The following is a 24,361-nucleotide window of genomic DNA, read 5'->3' as shown; positions in this document are numbered from 1 at the left end:
CGAAGATGTTTCGTAAAACACTTCAGTGTTGCGAAAATTTGAGAGACTCGAACACACCGCTTTTCATTTCTTGTTTACGGAGAAATGAAACAGTGTGTCGTTTCAATTTTCAGCTTGATCCAGATTTTTAAAGAGCAAATATCTCAAACGAGACTCGAAAGTCTGTTTTGAGATACTTCGGTCGGCGACTTTCACTCACACATACCAGCAAGTGGCGTCCCCTAGGGGATTCGAACCCCTGTTACCGCCGTGAAAGGGCGGTGTCCTGGGCCTCTAGACGAAGGGGACACTGAAGTCTCAATCGCAAGACGCCTTGCTATTTACTTTTCATCAGACAATCTGTGTGAGCACTACAAAGAACGTTTCTTTAAGGTAAGGAGGTGATCCAACCGCAGGTTCCCCTACGGTTACCTTGTTACGACTTCACCCCAGTCATGAATCACAAAGTGGTAAGCGCCCTCCCGAAGGTTAAGCTACCTACTTCTTTTGCAACCCACTCCCATGGTGTGACGGGCGGTGTGTACAAGGCCCGGGAACGTATTCACCGTGGCATTCTGATCCACGATTACTAGCGATTCCGACTTCATGGAGTCGAGTTGCAGACTCCAATCCGGACTACGACATACTTTATGAGGTCCGCTTGCTCTCGCGAGGTCGCTTCTCTTTGTATATGCCATTGTAGCACGTGTGTAGCCCTACTCGTAAGGGCCATGATGACTTGACGTCATCCCCACCTTCCTCCAGTTTATCACTGGCAGTCTCCTTTGAGTTCCCGGCCGAACCGCTGGCAACAAAGGATAAGGGTTGCGCTCGTTGCGGGACTTAACCCAACATTTCACAACACGAGCTGACGACAGCCATGCAGCACCTGTCTCAGAGTTCCCGAAGGCACGTTCGCATCTCTGCAAACTTCTCTGGATGTCAAGAGTAGGTAAGGTTCTTCGCGTTGCATCGAATTAAACCACATGCTCCACCGCTTGTGCGGGCCCCCGTCAATTCATTTGAGTTTTAACCTTGCGGCCGTACTCCCCAGGCGGTCGACTTAACGCGTTAGCTCCGGAAGCCACGCCTCAAGGGCACAACCTCCAAGTCGACATCGTTTACGGCGTGGACTACCAGGGTATCTAATCCTGTTTGCTCCCCACGCTTTCGCACCTGAGCGTCAGTCTTTGTCCAGGGGGCCGCCTTCGCCACCGGTATTCCTCCAGATCTCTACGCATTTCACCGCTACACCTGGAATTCTACCCCCCTCTACAAGACTCTAGCCTGCCAGTTTCGGATGCAGTTCCCAGGTTGAGCCCGGGGATTTCACATCCGACTTGACAGACCGCCTGCGTGCGCTTTACGCCCAGTAATTCCGATTAACGCTTGCACCCTCCGTATTACCGCGGCTGCTGGCACGGAGTTAGCCGGTGCTTCTTCTGCGAGTAACGTCAATTGCTGCGGTTATTAACCACAACACCTTCCTCCTCGCTGAAAGTACTTTACAACCCGAAGGCCTTCTTCATACACGCGGCATGGCTGCATCAGGCTTGCGCCCATTGTGCAATATTCCCCACTGCTGCCTCCCGTAGGAGTCTGGACCGTGTCTCAGTTCCAGTGTGGCTGGTCATCCTCTCAGACCAGCTAGGGATCGTCGCCTAGGTGAGCCGTTACCCCACCTACTAGCTAATCCCATCTGGGCACATCCGATGGCAAGAGGCCCGAAGGTCCCCCTCTTTGGTCTTGCGACGTTATGCGGTATTAGCTACCGTTTCCAGTAGTTATCCCCCTCCATCGGGCAGTTTCCCAGACATTACTCACCCGTCCGCCACTCGTCACCCAAGGAGCAAGCTCCTCTGTGCTACCGTTCGACTTGCATGTGTTAGGCCTGCCGCCAGCGTTCAATCTGAGCCATGATCAAACTCTTCAATTTAAGTTTGATGCTCGTGAATTAAACTTCGTAATGAATTACGTGTTCACTCAGAGACTTGGTATTCATTTTTCGTCTTGCGACGTTAAGAATCCGTATCTTCGAGTGCCCACACAGATTGTCTGATAAATTGTTAAAGAGCAGTGCCGCTTCGCTTTTTCTCAGCGGCGCGGGGTGTGCATATTACGCCATCCCGCTACAGAGTCAAGCGTTTATTTTCGCTTTTCTCCGCTGACCCGGCGGTTTGTAATCCGTTGTTCCGTGTCAGTGGAGGCGCATTATAGGGAGTTATTTCAGGCTGACAAGTTAAAAATACAAAAAACTTATCAAGCGACTACTTTTCAACCATTACATTGATTTTTGCTTTGTTTTTAAACAAAAACGAGCCCCGCAGGGCTCGTTTATTGTCGTTTTGTGACTTACTGCACTGCCACAATGCGATCGTCATTCACTTCCAGCCGAATCGTTTTGCCTGGAATCAGCTCACCAGACAGAATTTGCTGCGCCAGCGGGTTTTCGATCTGTTGCTGGATAGCACGTTTGAGTGGACGTGCGCCATACACCGGATCGTAACCATTCGCACTCAGCAGTTTAAGCGCCTCGTCAGAGATATGGATTTCATAGCCACGCTCTTCCAGACGTTTATACAGACGTTGCAGTTGGATCTGTGCAATAGAAGCAATGTGCTGCTCACCCAACGGATGGAATACAACAACTTCATCTATACGGTTGATGAATTCCGGGCGGAAATTATGGCTCACGACGCCCAGGACCATATCCTTCATGTGGCCGTAGTCCAGCTCACCGAAGCGTTCCTGAATCAGATCGGACCCCAGGTTCGAGGTCATGATGACAACCGTATTACGGAAGTCGACCGTTCTCCCCTGCCCGTCAGTCAGACGACCATCGTCAAGCACCTGCAACAGAATATTGAACACATCCGGGTGCGCTTTCTCCACTTCATCCAGCAGGATGACAGAGTAAGGACGACGACGTACCGCTTCTGTCAGATATCCACCTTCCTCATAGCCGACATATCCCGGAGGCGCCCCGACCAGACGAGACACCGAGTGTTTCTCCATAAACTCGGACATATCGATACGCACCATGGCATCATCACTGTCGAACATAAAGTTTGCCAGCGCTTTGCACAGTTCAGTTTTACCGACACCGGTTGGGCCGAGGAACAAGAACGAACCAATCGGGCGATTTGGATCGGACAAGCCAGCACGGCTACGACGGATGGCGTTAGAAACGGCTTCCACCGCTTCGTTCTGGCCAATCACGCGGCTGTGCAACTGCTGCTCCATACGCAACAGTTTTTCCCGTTCGCCTTCCAGCATGCGAGCAACCGGGATCCCGGTCCAGCGCGCCAGCACTTCTGCAATTTCTGCATCCGTGACTTTATTACGCAGCAGACGCATGGTTTTGCCTTCAGACTGGGTGGCTGCTTCCAGCTGTTTTTCCAGTTCAGGAATTTTGCCGTACTGCAGTTCAGACATCCGCGCCAGGTCGCCGACACGACGCGCCTGTTCGATGGCGATTTTCGCCTGCTCCAGCTCAGCCTTGATAGTTTGCGTTCCCGAAAGGGATGCTTTTTCAGCTTTCCACTCTTCTTCTAATTCAGAATACTGGCGCTCTTTATCGTCCAGCTCTTCGTTGAGCATATCGAGACGTTTTTTACTCGCCTCATCAGACTCTTTCATTAATGCCTGCTGTTCCAGTTTGAGCTGGATAATACGGCGGTCGAGTCTGTCGAGTTCCTCCGGCTTGGAGTCAATCTGCATACGAATGCTGGATGCCGCCTCATCGATAAGGTCGATAGCTTTGTCCGGCAACTGGCGATCGGCAATATAGCGGTGAGACAGCGTAGCTGCCGCAACAATCGCCGGGTCAGTGATCTGCACATGGTGGTGCAGCTCATAACGTTCTTTCAGGCCACGCAGAATCGCGATGGTATCTTCTACTGAAGGTTCGGCCACAAATACTTTCTGGAAACGACGTTCCAGCGCCGCATCTTTTTCGATGTACTGGCGATATTCATCAAGCGTTGTTGCGCCTACACAGTGCAGTTCCCCGCGTGCCAGCGCCGGTTTCAGCATGTTCCCGGCGTCCATTGCGCCATCGGCTTTACCCGCCCCAACCATGGTATGCAGCTCATCAATAAACAGGATGACATTGCCTTCCTGTTTCGAGAGATCGTTCAGCACGCCTTTTAAGCGTTCTTCAAACTCACCACGATATTTGGCCCCAGCCACCAGCGCGCCCATATCCAGCGCCAGCACACGGCGACCTTTTAAGCCTTCCGGCACTTCACCATTGATAATTCGTTGGGCCAGCCCTTCAACGATGGCCGTTTTACCGACGCCTGGTTCGCCGATTAACACCGGGTTATTTTTAGTACGCCGCTGCAGTACCTGAATGGTACGGCGAATTTCTTCATCACGGCCGATAACCGGATCGAGTTTGCCCTGCTCGGCACGTTCGGTCAGGTCGACGGTATATTTTTTCAAGGCCTGACGTTGGTCTTCAGCCCCCTGGTCATTCACGCTTTCACCTCCACGCATTTGTTCAATTGCCTGAGTGATATTCGCGGTCGTCGCACCTGCTGATTTTAGTAAATCGGTCAGCGTACCGCGTGACTCAAGCGCCGCCAGTACGAACAGTTCTGACGAAATAAAGTTGTCCCCACGTTTTTGCGCCAGCTTGTCGCAAAGATTCAGTACACGCACCAGATCCTGAGAAGGCTGCACATCACCGCCGGTACCTTCTACCTGCGGCAACCGGCTCAACGCCTGGTCAATGGCTGTACGTAACTGGCCAGCATTAATGCCAGCAGACGTTAATAAAGGACGTACCGATCCCCCTTCCTGATTCAGCAAGGCGCTCATTAGATGAAGTGGTTCGATGAATTGATTGTCGTGCCCCAATGCGAGTGACTGGGCATCGGCAAGAGCAAGCTGGAATTTATTAGTAAGACGATCCAGACGCATAACTCCTCCCATAACAGGTCAAAATTGCTACTGGAGATTAAATGAGGTCATCCCTCAATTATTCAAGGTGAATGACCTGAATTATGTGAAAAGAAAATTACACGTACCGGATCGTCTTGATTCTTTAGGTTATATCAGCCAAATAAAACTTGCCATACGACCCGTGGTATTGTCGCGACGATAAGAGAAGAACGTCTCACTTTCGCTGAAGGTGCAACGGTCGCCACCGTAGATGTTCTCTACTCCGATATTTGCCAGACGCTGACGCGCAAGCTGGTAAATATTCGCCAGATATTTATCACCATGCGGTATAAATGCGAGGTCCGCTTGCGGATCTTTCGCCATGAACGCTGCGCGAACTTCTGCTCCCACTTCAAACGCGTTCGGGCCAATCGCCGGGCCTAGCCAGGCAATAATGTTTTCAGGTTTGTCGGCAAAACACGCCACCGTATCTTCCAGCACGCCGGCGCATAATCCGCGCCAACCCGCATGTGCCGCCGCGACTTCCGTTCCAGCGCGATTGCAAAACAGCACCGGCAGACAGTCGGCCGTCATCACTGCACACACGGTGCCCGGCGTATTGCTGTAAGAAGCATCCGCACGTTTGGAGGCGTAAGGCTCGCCGGTCAGTTTCAGGACATCCTTACCGTGGACCTGCTCCAGCCAGACTGGCTTTGACGGCAGATTGCCCGCAGCAAACAGCCGCTTGCGGTTCTCTTCAACATGCTCCGGGTTGTCGCCGCAATGGGCGCCCAGATTCAGCGAATCATAAGGCGGCATGCTAACACCGCCAATACGGGTAGAACTACACGCCACAACACCTTGCGGTATCGGCCACTGCGGGACAATTAGCTTACTCATAGCCAGGCAATATCATCCTTATGTTCTTCGAAATCAGCGCGCATCACTTCAATCAATTGCACCATATCTTGTGGAATCGGTGCATGCCATTCCATTTCGATACCTGAAATTGGGTGATATAAACGCAGCATAGTCGCGTGAAGCGCCTGACGATCGAACTTACGCAGCACGGAGATAAATTCGTCAGAAGCGCCTTTCGGTGGACGCGGACGACCGCCGTAGACCTGATCGCCCACCAGCGGATGGGTGATATGCGCCATGTGCACGCGGATCTGGTGCGTACGTCCGGTTTCCAGACGCAGCCGCAGACGCGTGTGCACACGGAAGTGTTCCATTATGCGATAGTGCGTCACCGCCGGTTTCCCCATCGGGTGTACCGCCATGTGCGTACGCTTGGTCGGGTGGCGGCTAATCGGTTCCTCAACGGTTCCGCCTGCCGTCATATGACCAATCGCCACGGCTTCGTACTCACGGGTAATTTCACGCAGTTGCAGCGACTCCACCAGACGCGTTTGCGCCGGAACGGTTTTTGCCACCACCATTAATCCGGTCGTGTCTTTATCCAGACGGTGCACGATACCAGCACGTGGAACATCCGCGATTGGCGGGTAGTAATGCAGTAATGCATTCAATACCGTGCCATCAGGATTACCGGCCCCCGGATGCACTACGAGGTCACGGGGTTTGTTGATGACAAGAATATCGTCATCTTCATAAACGATATCCAGTGGGATATCCTGAGGTTCAAAACGAACCTCTTCATCAATTTCTGCAGTGATGGAGACGCGCTCTCCACCCAACACTTTTTCTTTCGGTTTATCGCAAAGATTGCCATTTACCAGTACGCGCTGGTCAAGGATCCATTCTTTTATGCGCGATCGTGAATAATCAGGGAACAATTCGGCCAAAGCCTGATCTAAGCGTTGACCGAGCTGATTTTCGGAGACTGTTGCGGTGAGTTCTACTCGTTGTGCCATAAACTGCTTCTTCGTTTAACGTTGGGTTTTACGGCTTTGCCGTTTAATATAGTGTGCTATTGTAGCTGGTCTTAACCGGGAGCAGGAACAGAGAATCTCCCGTAAAACATTTTGAGGAAAGTCAAAACGTCATGACGCGCATGAAATATCTGGTGGCAGCAGCCACGTTGAGCCTGTTTTTGGCGGGTTGCTCTGGTTCAAAGGAAGAGGTGCCCGATAATCCGCCAAATGAAATCTACGCGACTGCTCAGCAAAAGCTGCAGGACGGTAACTGGAAACAGGCAATAACGCAATTAGAAGCGTTGGATAACCGTTATCCATTTGGACCGTATTCTCAGCAGGTGCAATTAGATCTCATCTACGCCTACTACAAAAACGCCGATCTGCCACTTGCTCAGGCTGCCATCGATCGTTTTATTCGTCTTAACCCGACACACCCTAACATTGATTATGTCATGTATATGCGTGGCCTGACCAATATGGCGTTGGATGATAGCGCACTGCAAGGATTCTTTGGTGTTGATCGCAGCGATCGCGATCCGCAACATGCCCGAGCTGCGTTTAATGACTTTTCCAAACTGGTACGTGGCTATCCGAACAGCCAGTACACCACCGACGCCACCAAACGTCTGGTATTCCTGAAAGACCGTCTGGCGAAGTATGAATATTCCGTTGTGGAATACTACACTGCCCGCGGTGCATGGGTTGCCGTGGTAAACCGTGTGGAAGGCATGCTGCGCGACTTCCCGGATACCCAGGCAACACGCAATGCCTTGCCGTTAATGGAAAATGCTTATCGCCAGATGCAGATGAATGCGCAGGCAGAAAAAGTAGCGAAAATCATTGCCGCCAACAGCAGCAATACCTGATTTATCTCAGAATGCAAACGGCAGCCCAAAGGCTGCCGTTTTTTTATCCGTAAACACCACAACTGAAGCGGTTTAGCCGCAACGCATCTCATCAAATATGGCCTGCTTTCAGGTATTCCTCAAGTAAAAAATCGCTTGTTCCTGCGGTGCCTCACAAAAAGGTTTTCTTGACAAAAAGCGACAAAAAAATGTGATAAATATCACACATTTTGACATTGGGAACGGTATGCTGGAATCACCAAGACGGGAAAGACAAGAGGTAAAATTTATGACAATGAACATTACCAGTAAACAAATGGAAATTACTCCGGCAATTCGCCAGCATGTCGCAGACCGTCTCGCCAAACTCGAAAAATGGCAAACTCATCTGATTAATCCACATATCATTCTGTCTAAGGAGCCGCAGGGTTTCATTGCTGATGCCACCATCAATACACCGAACGGACATCTGGTCGCCAGCGCAAAACACGAGGATATGTACACCGCAATTAACGATTTGATCAACAAGCTGGAACGGCAGCTCAATAAAGTGCAGCACAAAGGCGAAGCCCGTCGTGCAACAACTTCAGTCAAAGACGCCAACTTCGTCGAAGCAGAAGAAGAGTAGTCCCTTACATTGAGTGTATCGCCAACGCGCCTCCGGGCGCGTTTTTTGTTGACAGGGTGAAAACAGTACGGGTACTTTACTGACGTAGCCAAAGGAAAATTACATGAAACTTGTCCCGTTCTTCTTCGCATTCTTTTTTACCTTCCCCTGAATGGGAGGCGTTTCGTCGTGTGATAAAGAATGCGAAGACGAACAATAAGGCCTCCCACAACGGGGGGCCTTTTTTATTGATAACAAGAAAGGCAACACTATGACATCGGAAAACCCATTGCTGGCGCTGCGCGATAAGATCAGCACGCTGGATGAAAAATTACTGGCCCTGCTGGCTGAGCGACGTGGACTGGCCGTAGAAGTTGGCAAAGCTAAGCTGCTTTCACATCGTCCAGTTCGTGATATCGACCGTGAGCGCGATCTGTTGGACCGACTGATTCAGCTTGGCAAAGCACATCATCTTGATGCTCACTACATCACTCGCCTGTTCCAGCTCATAATCGAAGACTCCGTCCTGACTCAGCAGGCACTGCTCCAGCAGCATCTGAACAAAATTAACCCACACTCAGCACGCGTTGCTTTCCTTGGGCCAAAAGGGTCATATTCTCATCTTGCCGCACGTCAGTATGCTGCCCGCCATTTTGAACAATTTATAGAAAGCGGCTGCGCGAAATTTGCCGATATCTTTAATCAGGTCGAAACCGGACAAGCTGACTACGCAGTGGTTCCGATTGAAAACACCAGTTCCGGTGGGATTAACGACGTTTACGACCTGCTACAGCACACCAGCCTGTCTATCGTTGGCGAGATGACTATCACGATTGACCACTGCCTACTGGTGTCCGGCACGACAGATCTCGAGACCATTGAAACGGTATATAGCCATCCGCAGCCATTCCAGCAGTGCAGCAAATTCCTGAGTCGTTACCCGCACTGGAAGATTGAGTACACCGAAAGCACCTCGGCGGCGATGGAAAAAGTTGCGCAGGCTAACTCACCGCGCGTGGCGGCTCTGGGGAGCGAAGCCGGAGGCGTACTATACGGTTTGCAGGTTCTCGAGCATATCGAAGCTAATCAGACGCAAAACATCACCCGCTTCGTGGTACTGGCGCGCAAGGCAATCAATGTTTCCGATCAGGTGCCAGCAAAAACCACGTTGCTGATGGCGACAGGACAACAAGCCGGTGCGCTGGTAGAAGCCCTGCTGGTACTGCGCAACCATAATCTGATTATGACTAAACTGGAGTCACGCCCGATTCACGGCAATCCCTGGGAGGAAATGTTTTATCTTGATATCCAGGCCAACCTGGAATCACCCCAGATGCAAAAAGCATTGAAGGAGTTAGGTGAGATTACGCGCTCGATGAAAGTACTTGGCTGCTATCCAAGTGAGAATGTGGTGCCGGTCGATCCAAGCTAACGTTTGACAATGCCGGATGGCGCTACGCTTATCCGGCATTCTATTTAGCCGATCCTTGTATGACTGATACAACGCATCAGCGTTGCCATCAAGCATCGTATTTATTGGCGACTATCGTTAGCCTGGCGCAACAAAGTACGGCTTTCGTTCTGGAAGCGTTTCGCATAATCACCAAACCAGTGCTCCACCTTACGGAAGCTGTCGATGAACGCTTGCTTATCGCCCTGCTCCAGTAAACCGATCGCCTCACCAAAACGTTGGTAGTAGCGTTTGATCAGCGCAAGGTTACTCTCAGACGACATAATGATATCGGCATAGAGCTGCGGATCCTGGGCAAACAGACGTCCGACCATCGCCAGTTCAAGGCGATAAATTGGCGAAGAGAGTGCCAGTAACTGCTCCAGTTGAACATTCTCTTCCGCTAAATGCAGACCGTAAGCAAAGGTCGCAAAGTGACGCAATGCCTGAATAAATGCCATGTTCTGGTCGTGTTCAACAGCACTGATCCGATGCAGTCGCGCACCCCACACCTGAATCTGTTCCAGAAACCACTGATAGGCTTCCGGCTGACGTCCGTCACACCAGACGACGACCTGCTTTGCCAGACTGCCGCTGTCCGGGCCAAACATGGGGTGTAATCCCACCACCGGGCCGTCGTGCGCCGCCAGCATCGCCTGCAAAGGACCATTTTTCACCGAAGCCAGATCCACCAGGATGCAGTCGGACGGCAGACGCGGTAATTTGGCGATCACCTGCTCAGTGACGTGGATCGGCACGCTGACGATCACCATGCCAGCATCTGAGACGATCTCCGGCGCACGATCCCAGTCCTGCTGTTCCAGGATCCGTACCTGATAACCTGACAGGGTGAGCATTTTTTCGAACAGACGTCCCATCTGACCGCCGCCGCCGACAATCACCACCGGTCGCAGAGAAGGACAAAGCGTTTTAAATCCTTTGTCGTTCTCACTGGAGTAAGACTCGCGCATAACCCGGCGCAGTACATCTTCAATCAGGTCCGGCGGCACGCCAAGGGCTTCCGCTTCCGCCCGGCGGGAGGCCAGCATAGAGGCTTCCCGTTCCGGCACGTAGATAGGCAGCCCAAAGCGGCTTTTTACTTCACCGACTTCGGCCACCAGCTCCAGGCGACGTGCCAGTAAACCCAGCAGCGCCTTGTCGACTTCATCAATTTGATCGCGTAATGCGGTCAATTCAGCAACCATAACCAACCTCTTATGCTACACGCGCCGACAGCTGGCCGTTTAAATCCTGGCTAATTTCACGCAGTAGCGCATCCGTCATTTCCCAGCTAATGCAGGCATCAGTTACAGACACGCCGTATTTCATTTCGCTACGCGGCTGTTCAGAAGACTGGTTGCCTTCGTGAATATTACTTTCAATCATCAAGCCAATGATCGAGCGATTGCCATCTTTGATTTGTGCAATCACGGATTCAGCCACGGCAGGCTGGCGGCGGTAATCTTTATTGGAGTTACCATGACTGCAATCTACCATCAGAGAAGGTCGTAGTCCCGCCTGCTCCATCTCTTTTTCGCACTGGGCGACATCTGCCGGGCTGTAGTTCGGCGCTTTACCACCGCGCAGGATCACGTGACCGTCTGGGTTACCCTGAGTTTGCAGCAGTGCAACCTGTCCAGCCTGGTTAATACCAACAAAGCGGTGCGACTGTGCCGCCGCGCGCATCGCGTTAATGGCGGTCGCCAGGCTACCGTCAGTACCGTTCTTAAAGCCGACCGGCATCGAAAGACCGGAAGCCATTTCGCGGTGAGTCTGCGATTCCGTGGTACGCGCACCGATTGCAGACCAGCTAAACAGATCGCCAAGGTATTGCGGGCTATTGGGATCCAGCGCTTCAGTTGCCAGCGGTAGTCCCATATTCACAAGTTCAAGCAGCAGCTGACGCGCAATTTTCAGGCCGGCTTCAACATCAAAAGAGCCATCCATATGAGGATCGTTAATTAACCCTTTCCAGCCGACGGTGGTACGGGGTTTTTCAAAATAGACGCGCATCACCAGGTAGAGGCTATCGCTGACCTCTGCGGCAAGGGCTTTAAACCGACGAGCGTACTCAATAGCCATTTCAGGATCGTGAATGGAACACGGGCCACATACCACCAGCAGGCGCGGATCGCGACCAGAGATAATATCTGAAATGGTTTTACGCGACTGGGAGATTTGCGCTTCTTGCGCCTGACTCAGCGGGAATTCAGCTTTCAGCTGCTCTGGAGTCATCAGAACCTGTTCGTCGGTAATATGTACGTTGTTCAGCGCGTCTTTTTGCATGGTGGTGATCCTGTTTAGCTCGTTTGCGATAGTTGATCCTCAGCGAGGAGGTGATAACGATAACACAACAGGTAAAGATTTCAATCCACAAACCGTAAATTTTAATTTACAACACACACTTTAATGACAGAATACGCCCTCCATTGCGTACATTAAAATTTACACCATCCGGTATTGAGATCCACTATGCTTAAAAAAAACGAGGGAGTACAGGCAATGAAGCAACTCATCGGCACCCTATTTCTATTACTTCTTAGCGGATGTCAGATAGATCCTTATACCCACGCCCCCACATGGACGGGAACCGCCTGGTACGACGCCGGAATACAAGATGCCATTTCGGGGTATGCCGTTAAAGATAATGAAACTCTTGCCGACAACTACAATGACCCCGAAGTCGATCGTACGGAATATCTTAAGGGTTATGCCGAGGGACAACGTAAAATCTGCCAGCCGGATTTTGTTTACGCCAGAGGTTTGACCGGGAAAACCTTTCCCCCAAGTTGTGATACGGTCGAAAATATTGACCAGTTACACAGTGCCTGGCAAAAAGGAGCAAACGAAGGTGCCACCTCAATAAGATTAAATTAAACAATAGCTTATATTTTATAAATTACTAAGATTTAACTTAAATCACTAATAGCTTTCCACCTGGCATAATGACGGCTTAGGAAAATAATGTTATTTTGTCCTAAATAATCTTGAATGTATTTCGACGTTTTACGGCAAACGCTGGTAGGTAACTATTCATGAGCTATTCTTACCGACTCATACTTCTACTGGCACTGCTCCTGACCGGATTACCGCTGTACGCCCAAAGCGTTACGGAAGAAGCAAAATCTGTACGCGCTATGGTTTCCGGCATCGTCAGTTATACGCGCTGGCCTGCACTGTCCGGGCCCCCCAAACTGTGTATTTTCTCTTCATCGCGTTTTTCCAGTGTCCTGGGAGATACCAGTGCCGGAGCATTACCCTATCTTCCCGTCATCATTCGTACGGAACAAGAAATATTAGTTTCGCAGTGTGATGGCTTTTATTTTGGAAAAGAATCCCCTACTTATCAGGTGGAATTAAAGAATAAATATCCGTCTAAGGCATTGCTATTAATTGCCGAACAGAACCCCGAATGCGTTATTGGCAGCGCCTTTTGCCTCATAATTAAAGATGAAGATGTGAGATTTTCCGTAAATATGGATTCCCTTTCACGCAGTGGCGTAAGGGTCAGTCCGGACGTATTAATGCTTGCACGGAATCAGAAGCATGGATAAGGGCCATTCTCCCATAACACGCCCGACGTTTAAGCGGACATTACGGCGTATCAGCATAATCAGCGTTCTGGTAACTATGACGCTGATCTGGCTGCTGCTCAGCATTTCTTCGGTGCTGGCATTGAGACAGTATGCGCAAAAGAACCTGGATCTGACCGCTGCAACCATGACCCGCACGCTTGAAGCAGCATTAGTTTTTTCTGATGGCGTCGCAGCAACTGAAACGCTGGCAGCACTGGGCCAGCAGGGGCAATTTTCCGTTGCAGAAGTTCGTAATAAAAACCAGAAGGTGATCGCCACCTGGCGCTATAACGCGCAGGATACCACTGAAAAAATCAGCGGACTTATCAGCCACTGGCTGTTCCCACAACCGGTCACTCAACCTATTTTGCATAATGGCAACGTCATCGGCGAAGTACGATTGACTGCGCGCGATAGTGTTATCAGCCATTTCATCTATTTGTCGCTGGCCGTCCTTACCGGGTGCATTCTGTTGGCCTCTGGCATTGCATTAATGCTCACTCGTTATTTACATAATGGCGTCGTGGAAGCCCTGCAAAATATAACCGAGGTGGTACATGATGTTCGTACCAACCGTAACTTTTCACGGCGAGTTTCAGAAGAGCGCATTGAAGAGTTTCACCTTTTTGCCCAGGATTTTAATAGTCTGCTGGACGAGATGGAGGAGTGGCAACTTAAACTGCAGGCAAAGAACGCCCAGCTTTTGCGTACGGCGCTACACGATCCGCTGACCGGACTGGCGAATCGCGCCGCATTTCGCAGCAGCATTAACGCCCTGATGAATGACCATGCCGCCCACAGCAGCTCCGCACTGTTATTCCTTGATGGTGATAATTTTAAATTTATTAATGATACCTGGGGCCACGCAGCGGGGGATCGGGTCCTGATTGAAGTTGCAAACAGGCTGTCCGAGTTTGGTGGTAATCGACATCACCCCTACAGACTTGGCGGCGATGAGTTCGCTATGGTGCTGTACAGCGTTCACTCTGAATACGAAGTTCAGCGGATCTGCGCGGCACTGTCACACGAGTTTAACCGACCTTTTGACCTGCATAACGGTCATCAGGCAAGCATGACACTCAGCATTGGTTTTGCGCTGACGTGGGAACATGCCTCTGCCGAGAAATTACAAGAACTTGCCGATAAAAATATGTATCAGGCCAAAAATTTGCGTTCTGAACGCATTATTAAAAAATAAGGACTTACACATGCTAAAACGTCTATCATCCCCGTTTCTTCTGCTTTTACTGATTTTGGCAGGCTGTCAGGCACCTCAGGGAAAATTTACCCCGGAGCAAATTGCAGCCATGAAATCGTACGGATTTACCGAAGCTTCCGGAGACTGGTCTCTTGGTCTGTCTGACAACATCCTGTTTGACAAAAACGACTATAAGCTCCGCCCTGAAAGTGAAAAGCAGATCCAGGAAATGGCATCCAAACTGGCAGCTACCGGGTTAAACCATGCGCGTATGGATGGTCATACCGATAACTACGGCGAAGACAGCTACAACGAAGCGCTGTCGCTCAAACGCGCGAATGTGGTTGCCGATGCGTGGGCACAGGGCGCCAACATTCCCCGCACTAATCTGACAACGCAGGGACTCGGAAAGAAATACCCGATTGCCAGTAATCAGACGTCAAAAGGTCGTGCTGAAAACCGCCGGGTTGCAGTCGTAATCGCTACGCCGTAAAAGTCCTCAACTGGCTGCGCGGCGCGCAGCCATCCAATTGCAATAAAACAAAAGAGTAAGGTCGGAATAAAAAAAGGGCCAGCCTTTCGGCCAGCCCTTTTCTAACAGGATGTCGCTTGCGCGAATCTTAGTTAAGACGCTCTTTGATACGAGCAGACTTACCAGTGCGCTCACGCAGGTAGTACAGTTTAGCTTTACGAACAGCACCACGACGTTTAACAGCAATGCTGTCAACTACCGGAGAGTGAGTCTGGAAGACACGCTCAACGCCTTCGCCGTTGGAAATTTTACGAACAGTGAATGCAGAGTGCAGACCGCGGTTACGAATAGCGATAACCACGCCCTCGAATGCCTGCAGACGTTTTTTGGAACCTTCAACAACCCATACTTTCACTTCCACGGTATCACCCGGACGGAAGGAAGGTACGTCCTGCTTCATCTGCTCTTGTTCAAGTTGCTTAATAATGTTGCTCATAATTTAATCTCTTATCCTGGGTAAACTGATATTTGGGGGTCTCAGACCAGCCCATCATGTTTATGCTGCTGTTGTGCGTGTTCCGTTTTGAACTCCGCCAGCAACCTTGCTTGCTCTTCAGTCAGAGCCAGGTTTTCCAGAAGTTCAGGTCTTCTAAGCCAGGTCCGGCCCAGCGACTGTTTTAAACGCCAGCGACGTATCTCAGCGTGGTTCCCCGACAGTAACACTGCCGGTACTTCCATCTGTTCTAACACTTCAGGTCGAGTATAGTGCGGGCAATCCAGCAACCCATCAGCAAACGAATCTTCGATTGCCGAAGCTTCATGACCCAGAACTCCCGGAATAAACCGAGAAACGGAGTCGATCAGCGTCATTGCCGGTAACTCACCACCGCTGAGAACGTAATCGCCGATTGACCATTCTTCGTCAATTTCGGTTTGAATCACGCGCTCATCTATTCCTTCATAGCGACCACACACCAGAATCAGCTTTTGATTCGTGGCCAGTTCGCTAACGCCCGCTTGATCAAGCTTGCGTCCCTGAGGTGACAGATAAATCACCTTTGCGCCTTCACCAGCCGCAGCTTTTGCTGCATGAATGGCGTCCCGTAAAGGTTGCACCATCATTAACATCCCCGGTCCGCCGCCGTAAGGACGATCGTCCACGGTACGGTGCCGGTCATGAGTAAAGTCACGAGGACTCCAGCTCTGGATGTTCAGCAGGCCATTTTTTACTGCCCGGCCAGTTACCCCGTAATCGGTAATTGCGCGGAACATTTCTGGAAACAGGCTAACGATACCTATAAACACAAGCCAATCCCCATAACGCCGACTTTTACCGTTTATCCGGTGGTTTAAAAACCAGGATCCCAATCTACTTCGATAGTACGAGTAGCGAGATCGACTTTCTTGATAACCTGCCCATCGAGGAACGGTACAAGACGTTCCTTGATACCAAACGCATCTTTCAGGTTTGCCTTAATGACAATGACGTCATTCGAACCGGTTTCCATCATATCGACGACTTTACCGAGATCGTAACCTTCAGTGGTCACTACCTGGCAGCCCATAAGGTCTTTCCAGTAGTAGGAACCATCTTCCAGCGCTGGCAACTGCGAGGAATCCACGACAATTTCGCAATTAGTCAGTAGATTCGCCGAATCACGATCGTCAACGCCTTTCAGCTTGATGATCAGATCCTGATTGTGGTGCTTCCAGCTTTCCAGCTGTACTTGCTGCCACTGACCCGCCTTCTGGATAAACCAAGGCTGATAGTCAAAAATGCTTTCGGCGTCTTCAGTGGAAGAAAACACTCTGAGCCAACCACGGATACCGTAAGAAGACCCCATTTTCCCCAAAACGATGGGTTCCACAGGAGCCTGCGCGGCGAGTTGCTTGCTCATCATGACCACCGTGACAGATTAAGCTGCTTTGTTTGCTGCTTTGATCAGCGTAGCTACGCGATCAGAAATAGTCGCGCCCTGGCCAACCCAGTGAGCGATGCGATCCAGATCCAGGCGAGTGCCTTCTTCTTTTTCGCTAGCGATTGGGTTAAAGAAGCCAACGCGCTCGATGAAGCGACCGTTGCGTGCATTACGGCTGTCGGTAACAACAACCTGGTAGAACGGACGCTTTTTAGCGCCGTGACGAGCTAAACGAATAGTAACCATAACATCCTCTTGTGTGAATAAAACACCCAGGCCCCATCGAGGAACGGAGCCCGGGTGTCATATTAAAAGCCCGAAAATTTTACTGATTTCTGGGAAAAAAGCAATCAACATGTGATGAGGCTTTATACCAGGGCGTTACCGTTGCAGCCAGTTTGGCGTCGGCGTGCGCGCAGAAAGCGGAACGTACATGCAGTACGTGAGCATTTCGAGCCCACCCCGACGTCAAAAAGGCAAATTAGGTAGCCCGATATATTTATCTACCAGGGAAGCCTGGCGGCATCATACCCTTCATGCCACGCATCATCTTCGCCATACCGCCTTTCTTCATTTTCTTCATCATGCGCTGCATGTCGTCGAACTGTTTCAGAAGGCGGTTTACGTCCTGTACCTGCATACCGCAGCCGGCAGCAATACGGCGTTTACGGGAACCTTTGATGATTTCCGGCTTAGCGCGTTCTTTCATCGTCATCGAGTTGATGATGGCTTCCATACGCACCAGCACTTTATCGTCCATCTGCGATTTCACGTTGTCTGGGATCTGCCCCATGCCCGGCAGCTTGCCCATCAGGCTTGCCATGCCGCCCATGTTTTTCATCTGGTTGAGCTGCTCAAGGAAATCGTTGAGATCGAAGCCGTCGCCTTTTTTCAGCTTGCTGGCTAATTTCTCTGCCTGCGCGCGGTCAACCTTGCTTTCGATATCTTCTATCAGCGACAGCACGTCACCCATGCCGAGAATACGCGAAGCAATACGATCCGGGTGGAACGGCTCCAGCGCTTCGGTTTTCTCGCCGACGCCGAGGAATTTAATCGGCTTGCCGGTGATATGACGAATAGAGAGCGCCGCACCACCACGAGCATCACCATCAACTTTGGTCAGCACGACACCGGTTAACGGCAGCGCTTCGTTGAAGGCTTTTGCGGTATTCGCGGCATCCTGACCGGTCATGGCATCGACCACAAACAGCGTTTCAACCGGCTTAATAGAAGCGTGGACCTGTTTGATTTCGTCCATCATCGCTTCATCAACGTGCAGGCGACCGGCGGTATCCACCAGCAGCACGTCGTAGAATTTGAGTTTGGCTTCTTTCAGCGCGGCATTGACGATATCGACCGGCTTCTGGCCGACATCCGACGGGAAGAAGTCCACACCGACCTGCTCGGCCAGCGTTTCCAGCTGTTTTATCGCCGCCGGGCGATAAACGTCCGCGGAGACCACCAGCACTTTCTTCTTGTGCTTCTCACGCAGGAATTTCCCCAGCTTACCGACACTGGTCGTTTTACCCGCCCCCTGCAGACCAGCCATCAGCACAACGGCTGGCGGCTGTGCAGCCAGATTCAGGGTCTGGTTTTCTTCGCCCATTGCCGCAACCAGTTCGTTACGGACAATCTTGACGAACTCCTGACCCGGCGTCAGGCTTTTGTTAACTTCATGACCAACCGCTTTCTCTTTTACGCGATTGATAAACTCACGCACTACCGGCAGCGCTACGTCAGCCTCCAGCAGCGCCATGCGCACTTCGCGCAGCGTCTCTTTAACGTTGTCTTCAGTAAGGCGTCCACGGCCACTGATATTGCGCAGCGTGCGCGACAAACGATCGGTTAAATTATCAAACATTGTCTCTCGCCTGGGGTGGAAACGGTCGGTCGCGACAGCGACACATCAACAGAAATTTGTCGCAGTATAACATGAAGCCGCCTTTGTTGTTATGCAACGGTTGGAGCAGCGGTCACGTAACGCTATACTGCTTTTCTTTATCACTGGCCAACTGTCGACACCTATATGCCCGTTTTTGCTCTGCTCGCCCTTGTCGCCTACTCAGTCAGCCTTGCGCTGATTATTCCCGCTCTGCTGCAAAAAAACAGCGGCTGGCGGCGTATGGCTATTCTCTCCGCGGTCGTCGCGCTGGTAAGTCATGCTATCGCCCTGGAAGCGCGAATTCTGCCCGGCGGTGAAAGCGGACAAAACCTGAGTCTGTTGAACGTCGGCTCACTGGTTAGCCTGATGATCTGTACGGTAATGACTATTGTCGCTTCCCGCAATCGTGGCTGGCTATTACTGCCCATTGTCTACGCCTTTGCGCTGATCAACCTGGCCTTCGCCACGTTTATGCCTAACGAGTTCATCACCCATCTCGAAGCTACGCCGGGCATGATGATTCACATCGGGCTATCGCTATTCGCTTACGCCACGCTGATTATCGCCGCACTCTATGCGCTGCAACTGGCATGGATTGACTACCAGTTGAAAAACAAAAAACTGGCCTTCAGCAATGAGATGCCGCCGCTAATGAGTATTGAGCGGAAAATGTTTCATATCACCCAAATTGGCGTGGTTCTGCTGACGCTCACCCTGTGCACTGGCCTGTTTTACATGCATAACCTGTTCAGTACCGAGAACATTGATAAAGCCGTTCTCTCTATCGTGGCATGGTTTGTCTATATCGTTCTGTTGTGGGGGCATTACCATGAAGGCTGGCGCGGACGTCGCGTCGTATGGTTTAACGTCGCAGGCGCAGGCATTCTAACGCTGGCCTATTTCGGCAGTCGTATCCTGCAGCAGTTCGTGAGTTAAATCTTTAAGGAACCCTACGTGGAACACATCTCCACCACCACGCTCATTATCACGCTTCTCATCATGGTGGTCATTTCCGCCTATTTTTCCGGTTCTGAAACCGGAATGATGACCCTGAATCGCTATCGTCTACGTCATCGGGCCAAGCAGGGAAATCGTCAGGCAAAACGCGTTGAAAAGCTACTTCGTAAGCCGGACCGCCTGATAAGCCTGGTGCTCATCGGTAATAATCTGGTGAATATTCTGGCCTCCGCGCTCGGCACCATTGTCGGTATGCGCCTGTATGGCGATGCGGGTGTCGCTATTGCCACTGGGGTACTGACGTTTGTCGTGCTGGTTTTTGCCGAAGTACTGCCCAAAACTATTGCAGCACTGTATCCGGAAAAAGTCGCCTATCCGAGCAGTGTACTGCTGGCTCCACTGCAGATTCTGATGATGCCGTTGGTGTGGCTACTCAACACCATCACGCGGCTACTTATGCGCATGATGGGCATCAAAACGGATATCGTGGTGAGCGGTTCGCTGAGTAAAGATGAACTGCGAACGCTGGTGAATGAATCGCGCTCGCAAATCTCACGCCGTAACCAGGATATGCTGCTGTCAGTGCTGGATCTGGAAAAAGTCAGCGTCGATGACATCATGATCCCGCGTAACGAAATCATCGGCATTGATATTAACGATGACTGGAAGTCAATCGTGCGTCAGCTTTCGCACTCTCCACACGGCCGTATTGTGCTGTACCGCGACTCGCTGGACGACGCCATCAGTATGCTGCGCGTACGTGAAGCCTGGCGATTGATGGCAGAGAAAAAAGAGTTCACCAAAGAGACCATGTTACGTGCCGCCGACGAAATTTATTACGTCCCGGAAGGTACGCCTCTCAGCACCCAGCTCATTAAGTTTCAGCGAAACAAGAAGAAAGTGGGTCTGGTTGTTAATGAATATGGCGATATTCAGGGGCTGGTCACGGTCGAAGATATTCTGGAAGAGATTGTCGGCGACTTCACCACCTCAATGTCACCCACGCTTGCCGAAGAGGTAACGCCGCAGAATGATGGCTCGGTGATCATTGACGGCAGCGCCAACGTTCGTGAAATCAATAAGGCGTTTAACTGGCACCTGCCGGAAGATGACGCACGTACCGTGAATGGTATTATTCTTGAAGCGCTGGAAGAGATCCCGGTTGCCGGCACGCGTGTGCGCATTGGACAGTACGATATCGATATTCTCGACGTGCAGGACAATATGATTAAACAGGTGCAGGTATTGCCGGTCAAACCGCTACGGGAAAGCGTGTCGGACCAGTGAGAGTAATTCAGGCCGGGTAGCGCGTGAGCATTACCCGGCCTGAAGGCTGATTAGCCTTTGGCTTTCGCCACAGAGACCATCGCGGCGCGGATGGTACGTCCGTTCAGGGTATAGCCTTTTTGCATTACCATCAGCACATTACCGGCAGCAACGTCGTCGGACTCTACCATTGCAATTGCCTGGTGCACGTTCGGGTCCATCGGCACATCGATATCCGCAACCACCTGTACACCAAACTTCGCCACGACATCCAGCATTGACTTACGGGTCAGCTCAATACCTTCAACCATCGCCGCCATAGCGTCATTATCTTTATCCGCAACTTCCAGCGCACGGTCCAGGCTATCCAGCACCGGCAGCAGTTCGTTGACGAATTTTTCCAGCGCAAACTTATGCGCTTTTTCTACGTCCAGTTCGGTACGACGACGCAGGTTTTCCATTTCCGCTTTGATACGCAACACGCTGTCGCGCTCGCGAGTTTCGGCCTCAGCAAGCTGAGCTTCCAGATTCGCAATTTTTTCATCGCGCGGATCCACCTGCTCAGCAGAAGCGTCTGATTCAACCGCCTCAACTTCTTCGTGCTGATCCATGATAATTTCTTCCGGGGCTTGCCCCTCAGGCGTTTTCTGTTCTTTACTACTCATGAATTTCTCCGCGTTTTTTTCGCATTCATCTCGCTAACTTGGCTTATTATGGGGATCAGATTCAGGGATTCAAGGGAAGTACTCACATTGTCACTAATCTTCGTTACAAGGACCTCGAGAAAATGAACAAACATTTCAAGTGTATTGGCATTGTGGGGCATCCACGTCACCCCACTGCACTGACCACACATGAAATGCTCTACCGTTGGCTGTGCACCAAAGGTTATGAGGTTATCGTTGAGCAACAAATCGCCCACGAACTGCAGCTGAAAAATGTGAAAACCGGCACGCTCGCAGAAATTGGCCAACAGGCAGACCTCGCCGTGGTAGTCGGCGGCGACGGCAATATGCTGGGCGCCGCACGCACCCTGGCACGTTATGACATCAAGGTTATTGGCATTAACCGCGGCAACCTCGGTTTTTTGACCGACCTTGACCCAGACAATGCCCAGCAACAGTTAGCTGACGTGCTGGAAGGCCACTACATCAGCGAAAAGCGCTTTTTACTCGAAGCTCAGGTGTGTCAACAGGATTGCCAGAAGCGCATTAGCACTGCCATCAATGAAGTTGTGCTGCACCCCGGGAAAGTGGCGCACATGATTGAATTTGAAGTCTATATCGATGAAATTTTTGCCTTCTCCCAACGTTCAGATGGGCTGATTATCTCGACGCCGACCGGCTCTACCGCCTACTCGCTCTCTGCCGGAGGCCCAATTCTGACGCCTTCTCTGGATGCCATTACGCTGGTACCCATGTTTCCGCATACGCTTTCCGCGCGACCGCTGGTGATCAACAGTAGCAGCACCATTCGCCTGCGCTTTTCCCATCGCCGTAACGATCTGGAGATCAGCTGTGACAGCCAAATCGCCCTACCTATACAGGAAGGTGAAGACGTATTGATTCGCCGCTGTGATTATCATCTGAACCTGATACATCCAAAAGATTACAGCTATTTCAACACATTAAGCACTAAGCTTGGTTGGTCAAAAAAATTATTCTAATTTAACGCCAACCTCTTTACTGTATAAAAAACCAGTTTATACTGTATGAAATCACAGTTATGGTTTTTCATACAGGAAAACAGCTATGTTGGCACAACTGACCATCAGCAATTTTGCTATCGTTCGTGAACTTGAGATCGATTTCCAGAACGGAATGACCGTTATCACCGGTGAGACCGGTGCGGGTAAGTCCATTGCCATTGATGCTCTCGGTTTGTGTCTGGGCGGACGCGCAGACGCAGACATGGTGCGTGCAGGCGCCATGCGAGCCGACCTCTGCGCCCGTTTTGCCTTAAAAGATACCCCCGCAGCCCTGCGCTGGCTGGAAGAGAACCAGCTTGAGGAAGGCCGTGAGTGTTTGCTGCGTCGCGTTATCAGCAGCGATGGCCGCTCCCGTGGGTTTATTAACGGAACCGCCGTTCCGTTATCGCAGTTGCGCGAGCTGGGCCAGTTACTTATTCAAATCCATGGCCAGCATGCGCATCAGCTCCTTACAAAATCAGAACACCAAAAATCCCTGCTTGATGGTTACGCCAATGAAGCGTCTCTGACCCAGGAAATGGCTGCGCGCTACCAACTGTGGCACCAAAGTTGTCGTGACCTGGCGCATCATCAGCAACAAAGCCTGGAACGCGCAGCCCGGGCGGAATTGTTGCAATACCAGTTAAAGGAACTGAATGAATTCAATCCGCAGCCGGGTGAGTTTGAGCAAATTGATGAAGAGTACAAGCGCCTGGCTAACAGTGGGCAATTGCTCACTACCAGCCAACAGGCGCTGGCTATCCTGGCAGATGGTGAAGACATCAATCTGCAAAGCCAACTGTACACCGCAAAACACCTGGTCACTGAACTGGCAGGCATGGACGGCAAACTTTCAGGTATTCTGGATATGCTGGAAGAGGCCACCATCCAGCTCAGCGAAGCCAGCGACGAGCTGCGCCACTATTGCGATCGTCTGGATTTAGACCCTAACCGCTTGTTCGAACTCGAACAGCGTATCTCCAGGCAAATCTCGTTGGCGCGTAAGCATCATGTTGCCCCTGAAGTGCTGCCACAGTTCTATCAGTCGCTGCTGGATGAACAACAGCAACTGGACGATCAGGCCGACTCGCTCGAAACCTTAACCCTGGCAGTGAACAATCACCACCTGCAGGCGCTGGAAACGGCAAAAATGCTGCACCAACAACGTCAGCATTATGCGCTGGAACTGGGACAACTTATTACAGAGAGCATGCATGCTCTCTCGATGCCGCACGGTGTCTTTTGCATTGATGTGAAATTTGAGGAGCACCATCTGAGCGCAGACGGTGCCGATCGCGTAGAGTTTAAAGTGACCACTAACCCAGGTCAGCCGTTACAGCCAATTGCAAAAGTCGCTTCCGGCGGGGAACTGTCACGTATTGCGCTGGCTATTCAGGTCATTACAGCACGTAAGATGGAAACGCCTGCGCTAATTTTCGATGAGGTGGATGTTGGTATCAGCGGCCCGACGGCTGCGGTAGTGGGTAAAATGTTGCGACAGTTGGGCGAGTCAACGCAGGTAATGTGTGTGACTCACCTGCCGCAGGTTGCTGGCTGTGGTCATCAACATTTCTATGTCAGCAAAGAAACAGATGGCGCGATGACGGAAACACACATGCAGCCGCTTGATAAACGCGCTCGCCTGCAGGAATTAGCCCGTCTACTTGGCGGTAGCGAAGTGACGCGCAATACCCTCGCAAATGCAAAAGAACTGCTGGCGGCATAAACTTTTTTACCTTGTGAAGGTCTGAGTTCAA

The 24,361-nt window shown here is 51.2% G+C and carries 23 protein-coding genes, 1 tRNA gene, 1 rRNA gene and 1 other annotated feature; of the genes, 12 read left to right on the top strand and 13 right to left on the bottom strand.

Features of this window, described 5'->3' with window-relative positions; translation table 11 throughout:
* Positions 1-212 precede the first annotated feature (212 nt).
* The 5 genes from HVZ39_RS06475 to rluD form a co-directional block, all read right to left on the bottom strand.
* Positions 213-288 (bottom strand) — tRNA-Glu (locus HVZ39_RS06475).
* 85 nt (positions 289-373) lie between these two features.
* A 16S ribosomal RNA gene (locus HVZ39_RS06470) occupies positions 374-1,915 on the bottom strand.
* A 416-nt stretch (positions 1,916-2,331) separates the two neighbouring features.
* A complete protein-coding gene (clpB, locus tag HVZ39_RS06465; protein ID WP_016154061.1) occupies positions 2,332-4,905 on the bottom strand; it encodes an ATP-dependent chaperone ClpB in 2,574 nt (857 codons plus the stop codon).
* A 129-nt stretch (positions 4,906-5,034) separates the two neighbouring features.
* Positions 5,035-5,766, bottom strand: a complete 732-nt coding sequence (gene yfiH, locus HVZ39_RS06460; protein ID WP_181633357.1) for a purine nucleoside phosphorylase YfiH — start codon at positions 5,764-5,766, stop codon at positions 5,035-5,037.
* Entirely contained in the window at positions 5,763-6,743 is a 981-nt protein-coding gene (rluD, locus tag HVZ39_RS06455; protein WP_016154063.1) for a 23S rRNA pseudouridine(1911/1915/1917) synthase RluD, read from the bottom strand. The genes yfiH and rluD overlap by 4 nt, the downstream gene beginning before the upstream one ends.
* Before the next feature lie 131 nt (positions 6,744-6,874).
* Between rluD and bamD the strand changes: the two genes are divergently transcribed.
* From bamD to pheA, 4 genes are all read left to right on the top strand, one after another.
* A complete protein-coding gene (bamD, locus tag HVZ39_RS06450; protein WP_016154064.1) occupies positions 6,875-7,612 on the top strand; it encodes an outer membrane protein assembly factor BamD in 738 nt (245 codons plus the stop codon).
* Between the two features lie 268 nt (positions 7,613-7,880).
* Complete coding sequence (gene raiA / locus HVZ39_RS06445) at positions 7,881-8,219, top strand: ribosome-associated translation inhibitor RaiA (protein ID WP_003031244.1); 339 nt, start codon at positions 7,881-7,883, stop codon at positions 8,217-8,219.
* A gap of 102 nt (positions 8,220-8,321) precedes the next feature.
* Positions 8,322-8,447, top strand: a sequence feature (Phe leader region).
* On the top strand, positions 8,323-8,370 hold the full coding sequence (gene pheL / locus HVZ39_RS06440) for a pheA operon leader peptide PheL (protein ID WP_100250063.1): 48 nt from the start codon (positions 8,323-8,325) through the stop codon (positions 8,368-8,370). (Overlaps the previous feature by 48 nt.)
* 22 nt (positions 8,448-8,469) lie before the next feature.
* On the top strand, positions 8,470-9,630 hold the full coding sequence (pheA, locus tag HVZ39_RS06435) for a bifunctional chorismate mutase/prephenate dehydratase (RefSeq protein ID WP_016154065.1): 1,161 nt from the start codon (positions 8,470-8,472) through the stop codon (positions 9,628-9,630).
* A 101-nt stretch (positions 9,631-9,731) separates the two neighbouring features.
* On the opposite strand, the gene tyrA is transcribed toward pheA, so the two are convergent.
* Complete coding sequence (tyrA, locus tag HVZ39_RS06430; protein ID WP_016154066.1) at positions 9,732-10,853, bottom strand: bifunctional chorismate mutase/prephenate dehydrogenase; 1,122 nt, start codon at positions 10,851-10,853, stop codon at positions 9,732-9,734.
* Positions 10,854-10,863: 10 nt separating this feature from the next.
* A complete protein-coding gene (gene aroF / locus HVZ39_RS06425) occupies positions 10,864-11,934 on the bottom strand; it encodes a 3-deoxy-7-phosphoheptulonate synthase AroF (protein ID WP_016154067.1) in 1,071 nt (356 codons plus the stop codon).
* Positions 11,935-12,150: 216 nt separating this feature from the next.
* Here aroF and HVZ39_RS06420 point away from each other — a divergent pair, with 216 nt between their 5' ends.
* The 4 genes from HVZ39_RS06420 to HVZ39_RS06405 all read left to right on the top strand — a co-directional run bounded on the left by HVZ39_RS06420 (position 12,151) and on the right by HVZ39_RS06405 (position 14,914).
* Positions 12,151-12,525, top strand: a complete 375-nt coding sequence (locus HVZ39_RS06420; protein WP_049271065.1) for a DUF2799 domain-containing protein — start codon at positions 12,151-12,153, stop codon at positions 12,523-12,525.
* A gap of 158 nt (positions 12,526-12,683) precedes the next feature.
* Positions 12,684-13,202, top strand: coding sequence for a YfiR family protein (locus tag HVZ39_RS06415; protein WP_016157185.1), 519 nt, complete (start codon positions 12,684-12,686; stop codon positions 13,200-13,202).
* Positions 13,195-14,421: a diguanylate cyclase DgcN gene (gene dgcN, locus HVZ39_RS06410; RefSeq protein ID WP_047414892.1), complete on the top strand. Its 1,227-nt coding sequence runs from the start codon at positions 13,195-13,197 to the stop codon at positions 14,419-14,421. The genes HVZ39_RS06415 and dgcN overlap by 8 nt, the downstream gene beginning before the upstream one ends.
* 10 nt (positions 14,422-14,431) lie before the next feature.
* Complete coding sequence (locus HVZ39_RS06405) at positions 14,432-14,914, top strand: OmpA family protein (RefSeq protein ID WP_016154071.1); 483 nt, start codon at positions 14,432-14,434, stop codon at positions 14,912-14,914.
* A gap of 127 nt (positions 14,915-15,041) precedes the next feature.
* Here HVZ39_RS06405 and rplS read toward each other — a convergent pair whose 3' ends face one another.
* The 5 genes from rplS to ffh all read right to left on the bottom strand — a co-directional run bounded on the left by rplS (position 15,042) and on the right by ffh (position 18,673).
* Entirely contained in the window at positions 15,042-15,389 is a 348-nt protein-coding gene (gene rplS, locus HVZ39_RS06400) for a 50S ribosomal protein L19 (RefSeq protein ID WP_002914145.1), read from the bottom strand.
* Positions 15,390-15,430: 41 nt separating this feature from the next.
* Entirely contained in the window at positions 15,431-16,198 is a 768-nt protein-coding gene (gene trmD, locus HVZ39_RS06395) for a tRNA (guanosine(37)-N1)-methyltransferase TrmD (protein ID WP_016157187.1), read from the bottom strand.
* Positions 16,199-16,242: 44 nt separating this feature from the next.
* Positions 16,243-16,791 (bottom strand): ribosome maturation factor RimM, encoded by a 549-nt coding sequence (gene rimM, locus HVZ39_RS06390; RefSeq protein ID WP_003031230.1) that lies wholly within the window; start codon positions 16,789-16,791, stop codon positions 16,243-16,245.
* 18 nt (positions 16,792-16,809) lie between these two features.
* Positions 16,810-17,058, bottom strand: coding sequence for a 30S ribosomal protein S16 (rpsP, locus tag HVZ39_RS06385; RefSeq protein WP_003031228.1), 249 nt, complete (start codon positions 17,056-17,058; stop codon positions 16,810-16,812).
* A gap of 253 nt (positions 17,059-17,311) precedes the next feature.
* The gene (gene ffh, locus HVZ39_RS06380) at positions 17,312-18,673 is read right to left on the bottom strand and encodes a signal recognition particle protein (protein ID WP_003031226.1); all 1,362 of its coding nucleotides are present in this window, start codon (positions 18,671-18,673) and stop codon (positions 17,312-17,314) included.
* Positions 18,674-18,838: 165 nt separating this feature from the next.
* Between ffh and HVZ39_RS06375 the strand changes: the two genes are divergently transcribed.
* Together HVZ39_RS06375 and HVZ39_RS06370 are read left to right on the top strand one after the other, a co-directional pair.
* Positions 18,839-19,630 (top strand): inner membrane protein YpjD, encoded by a 792-nt coding sequence (locus HVZ39_RS06375; RefSeq protein WP_003031224.1) that lies wholly within the window; start codon positions 18,839-18,841, stop codon positions 19,628-19,630.
* Positions 19,631-19,648: 18 nt separating this feature from the next.
* A complete protein-coding gene (locus HVZ39_RS06370) occupies positions 19,649-20,938 on the top strand; it encodes an HlyC/CorC family transporter (protein WP_008785520.1) in 1,290 nt (429 codons plus the stop codon).
* A gap of 50 nt (positions 20,939-20,988) precedes the next feature.
* Here HVZ39_RS06370 and grpE read toward each other — a convergent pair whose 3' ends face one another.
* Complete coding sequence (gene grpE / locus HVZ39_RS06365; protein WP_003031221.1) at positions 20,989-21,582, bottom strand: nucleotide exchange factor GrpE; 594 nt, start codon at positions 21,580-21,582, stop codon at positions 20,989-20,991.
* Positions 21,583-21,704: 122 nt separating this feature from the next.
* Between grpE and nadK the strand changes: the two genes are divergently transcribed.
* Both nadK and recN read left to right on the top strand, forming a co-directional pair.
* On the top strand, positions 21,705-22,583 hold the full coding sequence (gene nadK, locus HVZ39_RS06360; protein WP_016154073.1) for an NAD(+) kinase: 879 nt from the start codon (positions 21,705-21,707) through the stop codon (positions 22,581-22,583).
* Positions 22,584-22,668: 85 nt separating this feature from the next.
* Complete coding sequence (gene recN, locus HVZ39_RS06355; RefSeq protein ID WP_181633356.1) at positions 22,669-24,330, top strand: DNA repair protein RecN; 1,662 nt, start codon at positions 22,669-22,671, stop codon at positions 24,328-24,330.
* The last annotated feature ends 31 nt before the right edge of the window (positions 24,331-24,361 follow it).

The organism is Citrobacter sp. RHB35-C21 (assembly GCF_013816515.1).
In the GTDB taxonomy this organism is placed as follows: domain Bacteria; phylum Pseudomonadota; class Gammaproteobacteria; order Enterobacterales; family Enterobacteriaceae; genus Citrobacter; species Citrobacter braakii.
The sequence above is the reverse complement of the archived record's forward strand: the minus strand, read 5'-3'. Positions and strand labels throughout refer to the sequence as shown.

What these genes read in the sequence shown, in the direction of transcription:
- bamD (WP_016154064.1), top strand. Translation starts at nt 6,875, where the DNA reads ATGACGCGCATGAAATATCTGGTGGCAGCAGCCACGTTGAGCCTGTTT.
- tyrA (WP_016154066.1), bottom strand. Translation starts at nt 10,853, where the DNA reads ATGGTTGCTGAATTGACCGCATTACGCGATCAAATTGATGAAGTCGAC.
- rluD (WP_016154063.1), bottom strand. Translation starts at nt 6,743, where the DNA reads ATGGCACAACGAGTAGAACTCACCGCAACAGTCTCCGAAAATCAGCTC.
- yfiH (WP_181633357.1), bottom strand. Translation starts at nt 5,766, where the DNA reads ATGAGTAAGCTAATTGTCCCGCAGTGGCCGATACCGCAAGGTGTTGTG.
- HVZ39_RS06420 (WP_049271065.1), top strand. Translation starts at nt 12,151, where the DNA reads ATGAAGCAACTCATCGGCACCCTATTTCTATTACTTCTTAGCGGATGT.
- pheA (WP_016154065.1), top strand. Translation starts at nt 8,470, where the DNA reads ATGACATCGGAAAACCCATTGCTGGCGCTGCGCGATAAGATCAGCACG.
- aroF (WP_016154067.1), bottom strand. Translation starts at nt 11,934, where the DNA reads ATGCAAAAAGACGCGCTGAACAACGTACATATTACCGACGAACAGGTT.
- rplS (WP_002914145.1), bottom strand. Translation starts at nt 15,389, where the DNA reads ATGAGCAACATTATTAAGCAACTTGAACAAGAGCAGATGAAGCAGGAC.
- clpB (WP_016154061.1), bottom strand. Translation starts at nt 4,905, where the DNA reads ATGCGTCTGGATCGTCTTACTAATAAATTCCAGCTTGCTCTTGCCGAT.
- HVZ39_RS06405 (WP_016154071.1), top strand. Translation starts at nt 14,432, where the DNA reads ATGCTAAAACGTCTATCATCCCCGTTTCTTCTGCTTTTACTGATTTTG.
- ffh (WP_003031226.1), bottom strand. Translation starts at nt 18,673, where the DNA reads ATGTTTGATAATTTAACCGATCGTTTGTCGCGCACGCTGCGCAATATC.
- recN (WP_181633356.1), top strand. Translation starts at nt 22,669, where the DNA reads ATGTTGGCACAACTGACCATCAGCAATTTTGCTATCGTTCGTGAACTT.
- nadK (WP_016154073.1), top strand. Translation starts at nt 21,705, where the DNA reads ATGAACAAACATTTCAAGTGTATTGGCATTGTGGGGCATCCACGTCAC.
- HVZ39_RS06415 (WP_016157185.1), top strand. Translation starts at nt 12,684, where the DNA reads ATGAGCTATTCTTACCGACTCATACTTCTACTGGCACTGCTCCTGACC.
- dgcN (WP_047414892.1), top strand. Translation starts at nt 13,195, where the DNA reads ATGGATAAGGGCCATTCTCCCATAACACGCCCGACGTTTAAGCGGACA.
- HVZ39_RS06375 (WP_003031224.1), top strand. Translation starts at nt 18,839, where the DNA reads ATGCCCGTTTTTGCTCTGCTCGCCCTTGTCGCCTACTCAGTCAGCCTT.
- rpsP (WP_003031228.1), bottom strand. Translation starts at nt 17,058, where the DNA reads ATGGTTACTATTCGTTTAGCTCGTCACGGCGCTAAAAAGCGTCCGTTC.
- raiA (WP_003031244.1), top strand. Translation starts at nt 7,881, where the DNA reads ATGACAATGAACATTACCAGTAAACAAATGGAAATTACTCCGGCAATT.
- rimM (WP_003031230.1), bottom strand. Translation starts at nt 16,791, where the DNA reads ATGAGCAAGCAACTCGCCGCGCAGGCTCCTGTGGAACCCATCGTTTTG.
- grpE (WP_003031221.1), bottom strand. Translation starts at nt 21,582, where the DNA reads ATGAGTAGTAAAGAACAGAAAACGCCTGAGGGGCAAGCCCCGGAAGAA.